Raw genomic sequence first — 12,754 nt, 5'->3', positions numbered from 1 at the left:
CGGGAAGCGCGCGGTACCGGCTCCTGACAGCCTGCTGTCAGGAGCCGCGGCCGGCGGCACGCCCGCCTTCATCCCGCCCTTTCCATTTTCGCCAAGACCTCCCATATTCGGGACATGGCCAAATCCCCCGATAAAAGAACGCCGCCGACGGCGAGTGACGACCGCGCCGCGCCGAAGCGGCGCAGTCCGCTGACCGATTTCCTCGACGCGTCTGAACCATTGCATAAGGGCGGCTTCGCCGAAATGCCGCAGACCGAACTGTCGGGCACGCCGCTGACCGGTTCGATCGCGGATTGGGCCGAGCAGATCGAGCAGGAGGCGGAACGCGAAGGGCGCACCACGGGCAAGGGTGGCGGCGCCAAATCGCCGAAGAAGATACCCGAGCGCTCCGCCGCGCCGGGCCGCACCGCGCGCGGCACCTCGATGGGCGGCGCCGCGACGGCCCGCGAACGCGCCGCGGCCGGCCTCAATCCCGTCGCCGGCCTCGATGTCTCGCTGGAGGAGGCCGAGACGATGACGTCGAGTGGCGTCACCGCTACGGTGGCCGCGCTCTCGGCGCTGATCGAATCCGGCAATCCCCTGCACAAGGACGGCGTGCTGTGGACACCGCACCGCCCTGCCCGGCCGGAAAAGTCCGAAGGCGGCATCGCCATCAAGATGGTGTCGGACTTCGAACCCGCCGGCGACCAGCCGACCGCGATCAAGGACTTGGTCGAGGGCGTCGACAACAACGATCGCACCCAGGTGCTGCTTGGCGTCACCGGCTCCGGCAAAACCTTCACCATGGCCAAGGTGATCGAGGAGACGCAGCGGCCCGCTTTGATCCTGGCGCCCAACAAGACGCTGGCGGCACAGCTCTATTCGGAGTTCAAGAAATTCTTCCCCGACAACGCGGTGGAATATTTCGTCTCCTATTACGACTATTACCAGCCGGAAGCCTACGTTCCGCGCACCGACACCTTCATCGAGAAGGAGTCCTCGATCAACGAGCAGATCGACCGCATGCGCCACTCGGCGACGCGCTCGCTGCTCGAGCGCGACGACGTCATCATCGTTGCCTCGGTCTCGTGCATCTACGGTATCGGCTCGGTCGAGACCTATACCGCGATGACCTTCCAGATGCAGATCGGCGACCGGCTCGACCAGCGCGCCCTGCTCGCCGACCTCGTCGCCCAGCAGTACAAGCGCCAGGACATCAATTTCGTGCGCGGCTCGTTCCGCGTGCGCGGCGACACGATCGAAATCTTCCCGGCCCACCTGGAAGACCGCGCCTGGCGCATCTCCATGTTCGGCGACGAGATCGAGGCTATCACCGAGTTCGACCCGCTGACCGGCCAGAAGACCGGCGAGCTGAAGAGCGTCAAGATCTACGCCAATTCGCACTACGTGACGCCGCGCCCGACGCTCAATCAGGCGATCAAGTCGATCAAGGAAGAGTTGAAACACCGGCTGGTGGAACTGGAGCGCGCCGGCCGTCTTCTGGAAGCGCAGCGGCTGGAACAGCGCTGCCGCTTCGATCTGGAGATGCTGGAGGCCACCGGCTCCTGCGCCGGCATCGAGAACTATTCGCGCTATCTCACCGGCCGCCAGCCGGGCGATCCGCCGCCGACGCTGTTCGAGTACATTCCCGACAATGCGCTGGTCTTCATCGACGAAAGCCACGTCACCGTGCCGCAGATCGGCGGCATGTATCGCGGCGACTTCAGGCGCAAGGCGACGCTGGCCGAATATGGCTTCCGCCTGCCCTCCTGCATGGACAACCGGCCGCTGCGCTTCGAGGAATGGGACGCCATGCGGCCGCTCTCGGTTGCGGTTTCGGCGACGCCGGGCGGCTGGGAGATGGAACAGGCCGGCGGCGTCTTCGCCGAGCAGGTCATCCGCCCGACCGGGCTGATCGATCCGCCGGTCGAGGTGCGACCGGCCAAGAGCCAGGTCGACGACGTCGTCGGCGAAATCCGCGAGACGACGGCTGCCGGCTATCGCACGCTGGTCACCGTGCTGACCAAGCGCATGGCCGAGGATCTGACCGAATATCTGCACGAGCAGGGCGTGCGCGTACGCTACATGCACTCCGACATCGACACGCTGGAGCGCATCGAGATCCTGCGCGACCTGCGGCTTGGTGCCTTCGATGTGCTGGTCGGCATCAACCTTCTGCGCGAAGGCCTCGACATTCCCGAATGCGGCTTCGTCGCCATCCTCGATGCCGACAAGGAAGGCTTCCTGCGTTCGGAAACCTCGCTGATCCAGACCATCGGCCGCGCCGCCCGCAATGTCGACGGCAAGGTCATCCTCTACGCCGACCAGGTCACCGGCTCGATGGAACGGGCGATGGCGGAGACCAACCGCCGCCGCGAGAAGCAGATGGAATGGAACGCCGCCAATGGCATCACGCCGGAATCGGTGAAATCGCGCATCTCCGACATCCTGGATTCGGTCTACGAGAAGGATCACGTCCGCGCCGACATCTCGCAGTTCACCGACGGCGCCGGCGCCATGATGGGTAACAATTTCAAGGCTCATCTCGACGCGCTCGACAAGCAGATGCGCGACGCCGCCGCCAATCTCGACTTCGAGAAGGCGGCCCGTATCCGCGACGAGATCAAGCGGCTGCGCGAGATGGAACTATCCATCTCCGACGATCCGCTGGCGCGCGAGGTGGAAGGCCAAAGCCCGGCGTCAGGCCGCGAAAAGGGCAAACACAACAAGGGCGTGGCCAAGCATCGAACGGCTGAGGAGCAGGAACGTTTCCGCAAGCTCGACCAGGCACGCGCCGCCGAAGAGGCGGCCAAGGCCGCCAGGCCCAACCTCTTCCGCAAGCCCGATCTCGACGAGATGGGCGCCGACGGCGCCGTACCGGTGAAGAAGCCGCTGTTCGCCAAGCCCTCGCTCGACGATATGGGACCTGGTACCGACATGCCGACACCGTCCGGCGCGGTGTCGCGTTCGCTGTTCAAGAAGCAGTCGGCCGAAGAGGCGCACGGCTCCGACTTCGGCATTCCCGGCGACGCGACCAAGCCGCTGTTCAAGAAGAACTCGCTCGACGAGATGACGGTGCGGCGCACCGAAACGCCGATCGAAGGCGACAAACCGGTCAAGCGCGAACGCACCGGCATCGGCTCCTACGAGGACCCAGGCGACGCCCGCCGCGAAAAGCGCCGGCCGGGCAAGACTGGCAGGCCGGGACAGTAGGCTTTCCCTTCCTCCTTGGGGCGGGGATGTGTTTCGTCTAGGTCGCTTCAAATTTTTTGGTGAATGCTTGCCCGTTGAATGTGTGGGTGCAGCAGGAACAGTTTGGCTTCATGTCTTCCACCTTGAGATCCGGGTCGACACGCGCCAAGCAATTGTTCTGATCTACATGCAAGCCGCTGTAGTATGAGTTCTCGCCTACCCGAACGAAGGACTTCTTGTCCGCATCGTTCAATGCGACGATCCAGAAAATAGGATCTGGTCGATCGAGCCGTGCCACTGCCTGACTATGGATGTCGGTCCAATCCTTTCCAACCTTGGAAAGCAGAAATCTGAACAGCGGAGTGTAATCGAGGCCCTGGTGCTTTTTGCCATGCATCGAGCCGCGGGTCGTCGGGTCTTCTCTTTTGGCATTCCGAGAAAACTTGTATTCACCGCCCCCGTGTCTGACTCCACGGGTTCGGGAGTTTATACGCCTGTAGAGAGGCTCTTTGTCTTGCATCTTAGCTGCCTTGCCAGTCGCAGGACCATATATAGCATGGCCTCGATTTCAACAGCGACTGATGGCAGACCGCGTCGGCCGCTTCAAGATGCCTCGACTTTCGGCCGGCCTGGACCATGCGCCGGCGCTTGCCATGCGCTGATCGAAACGATACGGGCCAATGGCGACTGCCCACCCCCAAGTACCTCCCAACGGCCGACGAAAATGACCCGCAAGGACATCGCCGCCTACGTCTTCCTGGCCGTCACCTGGGGACTGTCGTTCTTGGTGCTGCTCAAGGTGGTGCATGCCTTTGGCTGGGTCGGCGCGGTCACCTTGCGCTCGCTGATCGCCGGCATCACGCTCTTTCTGCTTGCAGCCGCGACGAGGCGACGGCTGGATTTCAGCGCTGGCTGGCGGCACTTCGCCATGGTCGGCGCAACCACGGTCGCGGCGCAGCTGATCGGCCTGTCCTACGCCACGCCGCGCATCGGCACGGCGATGGCGGCCATCCTGGTTGCCGCGATCCCGCTGTTCTCGATGATCGTCGGCCAGTTCTGGGGGCTTGAGCGCATCACTGTTCGCGGCCTTGCCGGGCTGCTGCTCGGCGCTGCCGGCATCATCGTCCTTGTCGGTTTCCCTCCGGTTCCGGTCACCGCTTCCTTTGCGATCGGCTGTACCGCCTCGCTGTTCAGTTCCTTCTCGGCGGCGTTCGGCAGCAACTACGCCAATCGCCATTTGCGGTCGGCCGGCTCGCTGGAGCTCACCAGCGCCGCCTTCCTGTCTGGCGGCGTGATGACGCTGCCGCTGCTGCTCGCCGTGCCGGTGCCGGCCATGCCGCGCTTTGTCGACTTCCTCTATTTGGCGATACTGGCCTGCGTGATGAGCGCATTGACCTATGTCGTGTATTTCCGGCTGGTGGCCAGCATCGGCGCGACCAGGACGATCAGCGTCGAATTCGCCGTGACCACGATCGCGGTGCTGGCCGGAACGATTGTGCTCGGCGAGTCGCTGACCATGATCCAGGGCTTCGGCGCGGCGGCAATCATCGGCGGCTGCATACTGGTGCTGGATCCCTTCCCGCGCCGCTTGAAAGCGGCGCCCTTGCCATCCGCCCCGCCTTTGGTGTAGCCAGTCGTCACACTCGAACGTCTCGAAAGGAGGGCTCACGTGTTTACGTTTTTTCGTCACCATCGTCAGCGTGGCCCGATTTCTGCCCTGCGAGCTAGCTTGCAGGGCTGACCAGGGACGGTCCGGGTTTTTTCCCGCTTCGATTTTTTGGTCTGCCCTTCGTGGTGTGCAACGCCTGGCCTGATCGCCGGCACGCGCACCGACAAAGTGCATCGAGCCGGATTTTCCGGACAGACCAGAGAAATCGAAAATGGCCCTGATCAGCCTCAAATCCCTCGGCGTCACCATGAGTGCGCCGCTCTTCTCCAACCTCGACCTCAGCATCGGCACCGGCGACCGGCTCGGCATCGTCGCCGCCAACGGGCGCGGCAAGTCGACCTTGCTCAAATGCCTGACCGGCGAACTGGAGCCGACGACAGGCGACATCACCCGCACGCGCGGCCTGCGTGTCGGCAATGTCGAGCAGTCCGTTGTCCCTGCCCTGCTCGGCCGCACCTTTTATCAGGTGGTGGCTGACGCCTTGCCGCCGGAGCAGGCCGACAGCGAGATGTGGCGCGTCGACGTGGTTCTCGATTCACTCGACGTGCCCGAGCCGATGCGCGAGCGGCCAATGCAGGTGCTCAGCGGCGGTTGGCAGCGGCTGGCGCTGATCGCCCGCGTCTGGGTCACCGATCCCGACGTGCTGCTGCTCGACGAGCCGACCAACCATCTCGATCTCGCCCGCATCAGCCAACTCGAGACATGGCTGAATGCGCTGCCGCGCGAGGTGCCTGTCATCATCGCCAGCCATGACCGCGCCTTCCTCGACGCCACTACCAACCGGACGCTGTTCCTGCGCCCGGAACAATCGCCGGTGTTTTCCCTCCCCTATTCGCGGGCCAGGGACGCGCTGGACGAGATAGATGCTTCGGCCGAACGAAAATTCCAGCGCGACATGAAGGTGGCACAGCAATTGCGCCGCCAGGCGGCCAAGCTCAACAATATCGGCATCAATTCCGGCAGTGATCTGCTGACGGTCAAGACCAAGCAGCTCAACCAGCGCGCGGAGAAGCTCGAAGAGGCCGCCAATCCGGCGCATCGCGAAAAATCGGCGGGTGCGATCAAACTCGCCAATCGCGGCACGCACGCCAAGGTGCTGATCACGCTCGACGACGCGGCGGTCGAAACGCCTGACGGCACGCTGCTGTTCAGGACCGGCAAACGCCACATTTGCCAGGGCGATCGCATCGTGCTGCTCGGTCGCAACGGCGTCGGCAAATCGCGCTTCGTCACCTTGATCCGCAACGCCATCGTCGAACCGGACACGGTGCGGAATGTTAAGGTGACGCCGTCGACCGTGCTCGGTTACAGCGACCAGGCGCTGTCGGGCATCAACAGCGACGACACGCCGCTGGCGATGGTCTCGCGCCGTTACGATATCGGCGAACAGCGCGCCCGCTCGTTGCTTGCCGGCGCCGGCGTGGTCATCGAGATGCAGGAGCGCAGGATCGGCGTGCTGTCGGGCGGCCAGAAGGCGCGGCTGATGATGCTGGCGCTGAGACTCGCCAATCCCAACTTCTATCTGCTCGACGAACCGACCAACCATCTCGACATAGACGGCCAGGAAGCGCTGGAGGAGGAGTTGTTGAAGCACCAGGCAAGCTGCCTGCTCGCCTCGCACGACCGATCCTTCATCCGCGCCATCGGCAACCGCTTCTGGCTGATCGAGAAACGGAAGCTGACCGAGGTCGACGATCCGGAGGATTTCTTCCGCGACGTGGCTGAGGGAACCAACTGAGCGGCGGGGACAGATGCATTGCCAATGAAGTTCCTGCCTGTCATTGACACGCCGGACCTTTGGTATCATTTCATGAGACGTACTCTTGATTCCTGGAACGTATCATGTCATGGTACGTCTGTCGGGCTCCACGGATGATACGTTCATTCAAGGACAAGACCAGCGAAGCCGTTTCGAACGGCAAGGCTCCAAAGGGCTTCCCTTCGGATCTTGTCCGACCGGCCCAACGGAAGCTGTACATGATCGACAACGCCGCCGAACTGTCAGATCTCAAGACGCCTCCCGGCAACAGGCTTGAGCCGTTGAAAGGCAACCGTGCCGGTCAGCATTCGATCCGCATCAACGATCAGTTTCGCATCTGCTTTCGCTGGGTGGATGGGCAAGCAGAAGATGTTGAAATAACCGACTACCATTGAAAGGCAGGTCCTAAATGCTTGATATCAACCCGCCTATCCATCCCGGAGAAATTCTCCGCGAAGAGTATCTCATACCGCTTGGTCTGAAGCCTTACACGCTGGCCAAAAAGCTGCATGTGCCGCGCACGCGCATCGAGCGCCTGGCCAGCGAGACGACCCCGGTAACCCCTGATACCGCGTTGCGCCTTGCGAAGTTTTTTGGGACCACGCCGCAGTTCTGGATGAACATGCAGGCAAGCTATGACCTCGCCGTCGAGGGAAAGGCCAAGAGAGCCGACCTTGAAACGATCGAACGATTGGAGACTGCCGCCTGACGTAAGCGCGCCGCGCCGGTAACAGAGGCCGCTGAAAAATTCTCCGGGCGATCTGTCGGATCGCCCGTTGCTGCCTCGTCCTTGGGATGCCGACACGATGATGCCGGCGCCAACCCAGGGAGAATTCGTCATGTCCGTCCTGTCCTCCATCGGCCGCATCGCAACCCGGTATGCCGCGGCGCGCGCCCGTCACCGCAGCGAACGCATTCTGCTGTCGCTGCCGGCCGAACTGCGAAAGGATATCGGCTTTCCGGAAATCTTCGATGCCCGCGACAGCCGTCGCGCGGCCACGTCCTCGGCCAAGGTCATATGACCACGGCTTGCACGCCGGCCTCCCGAGGCGGTCGGTTGCCGGATGATATCAGGAGAAAAATTTTCGCGACCCTGTAGGATTGGCGTCACCTCGTCCGTCCTATGGTCCGCAAGGCCAAACCAAACGTGAAGAGGAACACGAGAATGACCGACCAGACCCCGCCCCGCGCCAAAGTTCTTGGCGGATTGACCCCCTATCTGCAGGTCGACGGCGCCATCAAGGCCGCCGAGTTCTACAAGAAGGCTTTCGGGGCCGAGGAAGTCTTTGCCTATCCGGCGGATGAAAAAGGCCGCACCATGCATATCCATCTCTACATCAACGGCTCGACGCTGATGCTCGGCGACGCCTATCCGGAACACGGCCATCCGCACCAGGCCGCGCAGGGCTATACGCTGCAGCTCCATCTCGGCAAGGATGACATCGACGCCTGGTGGAAGCGCGCCGTCGACGCCGGTTGCGAGATCGTTACGCCGCTGCAGGTGATGTTCTGGGGCGACCGCTGGGGCCAAGTGAAGGACCCCTTCGGCGTCGCCTGGGCAATGAACGCACCGACGGAATGAGCTTTAGCGCGCGCGCCCTCGCCGAGGGGATGCGCCCAACCGCGCCGGGTCGTATCCCCGCCGACCCGGCGCCCGTTTCCAGCAATGAGGAGACCGCCATGTCCTATGTCGATGGCTTCGTGCTTGCCGTGCCGAAGGCAAATCTTGATGCGTACAAGAAAATGGCTGAGAACGGCGGTGCCGTCTGGATGGAGCATGGCGCGCTCGCCTATGTCGAATGCGTCGGCGACGACGTGCCTTACGGCGAGCTGACCTCGTTCCCGCGCGCGGTGCAGGCCAAGGACGACGAGGTCGTCATCTTCGCCTGGGTCGTCTACGAGTCCAGACAGAGCCGCGACGCGGTCATGGCCAAGGTGATGGCCGACGAGCGTCTCAAGATGGACTGGTCCGCCATGCCGTTCGACGGCAAGCGCATGATCTTCGGCGGCTTCCAGCCGTTCATAGAGCTTTGAGGAACTGGCGCAACGCTTGTCTGACTGGCTGCTCGTAGGCACCCATCGCTTCGTCATCCTATGGCGAAGCTGAAGAGCTTCCCCCAATCCGCTACCCGCGCGCTAATCCAGCTTGTCGAGCAGCGGCTTCAGCCGGTCGCCATAACGCTTCCACAGATCGACCGAGCCCTGGTACATCGGCTGGCGCACCTGCGCGGCCGATGCCGTGCGTACCGGCCGGTCGGTCTGGTGGAACGACAGCACGGCATCGTCCCACGGCAGGCCGAGATAGTCGATCAGCGCCCGGCTCTGCCCGTCCTGGTCGGCGACGAAATCCTCGTAGCGCACATCGTGCACGACGCCGGGCAGCACCTTGTGCCAATGCGCCATGATGTCGGTATAGAGATTGTGGAAATCGGCGAGCTCGCCGAGGTCATAGCCATAGCGGTGGCTGTCGCCGCGGAAATGCACCTTGTAGATCGACAGGCATGTCGCCGCCGCATCGCGGGCGCAGTGGATGATCTTGGCCTTCGGCAGCATCATGTGGATGAAGCCGATGAGCAGGAAGTTGCCCGGCATCTTGTCGGTGACGTGGCGCATATGCGGATAGCGGGCATGGAGCATGTCGAGATAGGCCTGCCCCGCCTCGGCGAAATCCGTATCGTCCGTATCGGCCACACCCCAGGGAAAGCCGCCCGGCATGTTCGACGGGAACTGCCTGCCGACCGCCGTCTTCAAGATACCGAGCTCGCCCGCGCCATAGACTTGGGCGTGGCTGGCGATGATCTGTTCGACCAGCGTCGTACCTGAACGCGGCATGCCGACAACGAAGATCGGCGCGTCGTCGGTGATCGGGCTCGGCCTGTGCTTTTCGAAGAAGCCGGCATCAAACACCGTCTTCATCGCCTCGAATTCGGCGCGCGTCTTCACCGGATCATAGTCGATGGCTTTGCGGCGGATGGCATTGCCCTCCGCGAAATAGTCGAAAGCCTTGCCATAATCCTTGAGATCGTCATTTGCCTTGCCGAGGCCAAACGACAGCTGCATGCGTGCCAGACTGTCCTGAGGCGCCTTGGCGTGCTGCGCCTCCATGCCGGCCAATTCGGCATCGCGCTCCTTCTGGCGCTTGACCTGAGACAGCATCAGCCACGCGCGGGCCATCGGGGGATGGATCGCCACCGCCTGCCGGAAGAGGTCGGCCGCCTCGTCGAGCTTGCCCTTCTCTATCAGCCCGACGCCCAGGCCGTGCAGCAGGTCCGCATCCTTGGGCCGGATGGCCAGTGCCTCCTGGAAGACAGCCAGCGCCTCGTCGAGGCGTCCGGCCTCCTGCAGGGTTTCGGCAAGCCCGATACGCGCGCGCGCGTGGAATGGATTGCGCTGCACCGTGCCGCGATAGATATCCTCGGCCTCATCGAACCGGCCGATCTGCTTCAGCGACGAGCCGAGATTGTCGCGCGCCGCGAGCTGCTCCGGCCGCAGATCCACCGCACCGCGGAAGAAATCGATCGCCGCCGTGACACGGCCGAGATCCCGCATCACCGTGCCGAGATTGTTGAGGAAGTCGGGGTTCGTCGGCTGCAGCTGAACCGACTGTTCCAGGAAATCCATGCCTTCTTCGCTACGCCCGGTCTGGTGCAGCAGCAACCCCAGGAAATGCGCCGCGGCCGCATGTTTGGGCTGACGCGCCAGCACCTGCCGGTAGATCGCCTCGGCCTCTTGCCGGCGCCCGGCCTGATGCAGTTGCAGCGCCTGCTGCACATACTGGTCGAGGCCCAGCGGCGGCTGGCCTCCCGCGCCAGACTTGGCCGCGCCAGACCTGGCTCCCGCACCCGCCGCTCTTCTCTGATCTCTGTTGATGGGACACCTGCCGTGTTTATACGCCTGCGGGACCTAAGCCATGCCGGGGAGAGATTCAAGAGTGTGGCCGGTCGCGCGAACGGTCAGGACTGTCCGCGGCATGGAACGCATGGACGCCTTTCTGGACGAAACCGACGACAAGGACCGCATGCCGGCAAGGTGGCGCTGGTGGCGATCGTCGGCAACGAGGATGGCGCGCATCATTGCCACGCGGAATGCTTCCAGGCGCTGAACGACGTTGGCTTCACCATCCCCGCCAATGGCGGCGCCTATTGGGTCGGCGAAGCCATGGGCGACGTCAACTATGTCGACCTGCCGAAAACCCCAAAGGCGGTCGCCGGCATGGTCGAGATGGCGGCGTCGAATGCGGCTCACCTTGCAGCCCTGGTGAAGAGCAAGGCCTATGTCGGCGTGGATGGGTGAGGCGTTCCTACCCTTCTCAGCACGGCCCGTCGCCGACGATGCGGTAGTCCGAGGCACGGGCCTCGCAGGCATTGGGGAAGGTGCGCATTTCGCCATGCCGACGGCCGCAAACCGGCGCGTATTCGCGGGTGCAGAAGGTCTGCTCGCCGCCGCCACCGCCGTCGCGGCAAGGGCCGTCGCGTACGATGCGGTAACCCGCCCGGTCGGCAAGGCAGGCGTTGGCGAAGGTCTGGCGATCTCCGCCGCGCCGGGCGCAGACCGGCTCGTACTGCTTGGTGCAGAATTGCGGCTCGGGGCGCGGTGGACGCGGCCGCGGTCCGTCATCGACGACGACCGTACAGGCGGCAAGAATTGCCGACAGGAACAGGATGGTAAAACCCTGTCGTGAAAAGATGGCCGCAAGAAACCTCATGATCGTCTCTCCCTCGATCCCCGTCCCGGTGCATACTGCCCAAGACTGCCTGGCGGTTCGCTGATAATGATATCGATCAAAACAGGATTTAAATCAGTCGCCTATGGCATGATCCTCGCCATTCCACTGCCAATTGCAACCCTGTTCGCGGCCTCTATCGAGAAATGACGGCGGGATCAGCCAGGCCCCCACCGCACGTCGCCGGCAATCATCGCTTCTGGCCCATGCATGACCGGGGCTGTGGGCCGATGACCCCTCGGGCAACGAGGCCTATCTGCGGCCGGTCGACGCTCTGATCGGTCGATTTTTTGCGTCGGGATGCGCTCGTGGCGGCGGCCCGCGGCGCTATCTTGCAACCTTCACGTTTCCGTGCGATAAATTCTGTGTTCGGGCATTTGCGACCCGGAGAGCGGAACGTTTTGGACGACCTTTCCCCGATACTGTGAATCTCTGACGGCCCCGTTTTTCGGCGGGGGGTTTGACCATGCGCCAATGCATGACTGCCGAAAGCAACCACCAGGAACTGCCCTCGACGCCAGGTGGCGGGCAGGACCACCAAGACTGAACGGGTGAAGGAGTTTCCCCAATGGCCCAGACCGGCACCGTTAAATTCTTCAATGCGACCAAAGGCTTCGGTTTCATCACGCCCGACGGCGGCGCCAAGGACGTGTTCGTCCATATTTCAGCGATCGAGGCCTCGGGCCTGCGCACGCTCGTCGACGGCCAGAAGGTCACCTTCGATGTCGAGCCGGACCGCATGGGCAAGGGCCCGAAGGCGGTCAACCTGCGCGCGGCCTGAGCGATCGGCGCGCCGCCCATCCCAGGCGGATGGGCGAACGAGGAGCTTGACCAGCAACTGGGCAGGCAGACAGATTTTGAAAGGCGCGGCGGTTTTCGTCGCGCCTTTTTCATGACGCGGTGCAGCATAAACGCATGTCATCGGGAAGTTCATCCGGTCCGGGCCAATGACACGCGTCATAACAAGCACTTAAAGCGCGACGTGCTTTAAGTGCCCGCAAAACTTTCACTTGCCGATAGCGCTAAAATAAAGGACAAATTTCCACTCGGGCATTTGCCGGCCCGAGACTGGAGTTTATGGGATCAAAGGAGCTTCCCATGCCGCAGACCGGCACCGTCAAATTCTTCAATCATGCCAAGGGCTTCGGCTTCATCACACCCGATGATGGCGCGAAGGATGTCTTCGTGCATATTTCGGCCGTGCAGGCGTCGGGTCTTCCCGGTCTCGAAGATGGGCAGAAAGTGACATTCGACACCGAGCCGGACAAGCGCGGCAAGGGACCGAAGGCCGTCAACCTGTCGGTCGGCTGAGCCGGCTTCAAACCGGCGCCGGCGCGGCAGGCCAGGTCCGTGCCCCGAGGGTGCGATTTTGACGCCGTGAAAGAATGTGTGCGGTCAAATTTTCGTTCAGCCCCCGTTCAGCCACGGTCCC

The 12,754-nt window shown here is 63.1% G+C and carries 13 protein-coding genes and 1 pseudogene; 11 read left to right on the top strand and 3 right to left on the bottom strand.

The genetic code is table 11. The features are described from left to right. The first annotated feature begins 114 nt into the window (after positions 1 to 114). Positions 115 to 3,192, top strand: coding sequence for an excinuclease ABC subunit UvrB (gene uvrB / locus LB536_RS20495; RefSeq protein ID WP_224595776.1), 3,078 nt, complete (start codon positions 115 to 117; stop codon positions 3,190 to 3,192). A 37-nt stretch (positions 3,193 to 3,229) separates the two neighbouring features. Here uvrB and LB536_RS20490 read toward each other — a convergent pair whose 3' ends face one another. Further along, the gene (locus tag LB536_RS20490; protein WP_224595775.1) at positions 3,230 to 3,568 is read right to left on the bottom strand and encodes a hypothetical protein; all 339 of its coding nucleotides are present in this window, start codon (positions 3,566 to 3,568) and stop codon (positions 3,230 to 3,232) included. Positions 3,569 to 3,895: 327 nt separating this feature from the next. Here LB536_RS20490 and LB536_RS20485 point away from each other — a divergent pair, with 327 nt between their 5' ends. From LB536_RS20485 to LB536_RS20455, 7 genes are all read left to right on the top strand, one after another. After that, positions 3,896 to 4,801 (top strand): DMT family transporter, encoded by a 906-nt coding sequence (locus LB536_RS20485; RefSeq protein ID WP_224595774.1) that lies wholly within the window; start codon positions 3,896 to 3,898, stop codon positions 4,799 to 4,801. Positions 4,802 to 5,051: 250 nt separating this feature from the next. Continuing rightward, complete coding sequence (locus tag LB536_RS20480) at positions 5,052 to 6,578, top strand: ABC-F family ATP-binding cassette domain-containing protein (protein WP_224595773.1); 1,527 nt, start codon at positions 5,052 to 5,054, stop codon at positions 6,576 to 6,578. A 134-nt stretch (positions 6,579 to 6,712) separates the two neighbouring features. After that, positions 6,713 to 6,994 carry a type II toxin-antitoxin system RelE/ParE family toxin gene (locus LB536_RS20475; RefSeq protein ID WP_140810368.1) on the top strand — a complete coding sequence of 94 codons (282 nt, stop codon included), beginning with the start codon at positions 6,713 to 6,715 and terminating at the stop codon, positions 6,992 to 6,994. Positions 6,995 to 7,008: 14 nt separating this feature from the next. Continuing rightward, positions 7,009 to 7,308 carry a HigA family addiction module antitoxin gene (locus tag LB536_RS20470; protein WP_127278412.1) on the top strand — a complete coding sequence of 100 codons (300 nt, stop codon included), beginning with the start codon at positions 7,009 to 7,011 and terminating at the stop codon, positions 7,306 to 7,308. A gap of 130 nt (positions 7,309 to 7,438) precedes the next feature. Then, on the top strand, positions 7,439 to 7,621 hold the full coding sequence (locus LB536_RS20465) for a hypothetical protein (RefSeq protein ID WP_023770253.1): 183 nt from the start codon (positions 7,439 to 7,441) through the stop codon (positions 7,619 to 7,621). A 143-nt stretch (positions 7,622 to 7,764) separates the two neighbouring features. Next, positions 7,765 to 8,181, top strand: coding sequence for a VOC family protein (locus LB536_RS20460; protein ID WP_224595772.1), 417 nt, complete (start codon positions 7,765 to 7,767; stop codon positions 8,179 to 8,181). Positions 8,182 to 8,279: 98 nt separating this feature from the next. Then, positions 8,280 to 8,633, top strand: coding sequence for a DUF1428 domain-containing protein (locus tag LB536_RS20455; protein ID WP_140759383.1), 354 nt, complete (start codon positions 8,280 to 8,282; stop codon positions 8,631 to 8,633). Between the two features lie 102 nt (positions 8,634 to 8,735). Here LB536_RS20455 and LB536_RS20450 read toward each other — a convergent pair whose 3' ends face one another. After that, positions 8,736 to 10,370 carry a tetratricopeptide repeat-containing sulfotransferase family protein gene (locus LB536_RS20450; RefSeq protein ID WP_224595771.1) on the bottom strand — a complete coding sequence of 545 codons (1,635 nt, stop codon included), beginning with the start codon at positions 10,368 to 10,370 and terminating at the stop codon, positions 8,736 to 8,738. A gap of 193 nt (positions 10,371 to 10,563) precedes the next feature. Here LB536_RS20450 and LB536_RS20445 point away from each other — a divergent pair. Then, positions 10,564 to 10,892: pseudogene (locus LB536_RS20445) on the top strand (NADPH-dependent oxidoreductase); the annotation flags it as partial. Positions 10,893 to 10,908: 16 nt separating this feature from the next. Here the strand turns inward: LB536_RS20445 and LB536_RS20440 are convergent. Next, positions 10,909 to 11,304 carry a Kazal-type serine protease inhibitor family protein gene (locus LB536_RS20440; protein ID WP_224595770.1) on the bottom strand — a complete coding sequence of 132 codons (396 nt, stop codon included), beginning with the start codon at positions 11,302 to 11,304 and terminating at the stop codon, positions 10,909 to 10,911. A 586-nt stretch (positions 11,305 to 11,890) separates the two neighbouring features. Between LB536_RS20440 and LB536_RS20435 the strand changes: the two genes are divergently transcribed. Both LB536_RS20435 and LB536_RS20430 read left to right on the top strand, forming a co-directional pair. Beyond that, positions 11,891 to 12,103: a cold-shock protein gene (locus tag LB536_RS20435; RefSeq protein WP_006202520.1), complete on the top strand. Its 213-nt coding sequence runs from the start codon at positions 11,891 to 11,893 to the stop codon at positions 12,101 to 12,103. Between the two features lie 317 nt (positions 12,104 to 12,420). Next, entirely contained in the window at positions 12,421 to 12,633 is a 213-nt protein-coding gene (locus LB536_RS20430; RefSeq protein ID WP_008877668.1) for a cold-shock protein, read from the top strand. Positions 12,634 to 12,754: the final 121 nt, after the last annotated feature.

Origin of the sequence: Mesorhizobium sp. ES1-3, assembly GCF_020164795.1 — a bacterium.
In the GTDB taxonomy this organism is placed as follows: domain Bacteria; phylum Pseudomonadota; class Alphaproteobacteria; order Rhizobiales; family Rhizobiaceae; genus Mesorhizobium.
The sequence above is the reverse complement of the archived record's forward strand: the minus strand, read 5'-3'. Positions and strand labels throughout refer to the sequence as shown.

What these genes read in the sequence shown, in the direction of transcription:
- uvrB (WP_224595776.1), top strand. Translation starts at nt 115, where the DNA reads ATGGCCAAATCCCCCGATAAAAGAACGCCGCCGACGGCGAGTGACGAC.
- LB536_RS20490 (WP_224595775.1), bottom strand. Translation starts at nt 3,568, where the DNA reads ATGCATGGCAAAAAGCACCAGGGCCTCGATTACACTCCGCTGTTCAGA.
- LB536_RS20485 (WP_224595774.1), top strand. Translation starts at nt 3,896, where the DNA reads ATGACCCGCAAGGACATCGCCGCCTACGTCTTCCTGGCCGTCACCTGG.
- LB536_RS20480 (WP_224595773.1), top strand. Translation starts at nt 5,052, where the DNA reads ATGGCCCTGATCAGCCTCAAATCCCTCGGCGTCACCATGAGTGCGCCG.
- LB536_RS20475 (WP_140810368.1), top strand. Translation starts at nt 6,713, where the DNA reads ATGATACGTTCATTCAAGGACAAGACCAGCGAAGCCGTTTCGAACGGC.
- LB536_RS20470 (WP_127278412.1), top strand. Translation starts at nt 7,009, where the DNA reads ATGCTTGATATCAACCCGCCTATCCATCCCGGAGAAATTCTCCGCGAA.
- LB536_RS20465 (WP_023770253.1), top strand. Translation starts at nt 7,439, where the DNA reads ATGTCCGTCCTGTCCTCCATCGGCCGCATCGCAACCCGGTATGCCGCG.
- LB536_RS20460 (WP_224595772.1), top strand. Translation starts at nt 7,765, where the DNA reads ATGACCGACCAGACCCCGCCCCGCGCCAAAGTTCTTGGCGGATTGACC.
- LB536_RS20455 (WP_140759383.1), top strand. Translation starts at nt 8,280, where the DNA reads ATGTCCTATGTCGATGGCTTCGTGCTTGCCGTGCCGAAGGCAAATCTT.
- LB536_RS20440 (WP_224595770.1), bottom strand. Translation starts at nt 11,304, where the DNA reads ATGAGGTTTCTTGCGGCCATCTTTTCACGACAGGGTTTTACCATCCTG.
- LB536_RS20435 (WP_006202520.1), top strand. Translation starts at nt 11,891, where the DNA reads ATGGCCCAGACCGGCACCGTTAAATTCTTCAATGCGACCAAAGGCTTC.
- LB536_RS20430 (WP_008877668.1), top strand. Translation starts at nt 12,421, where the DNA reads ATGCCGCAGACCGGCACCGTCAAATTCTTCAATCATGCCAAGGGCTTC.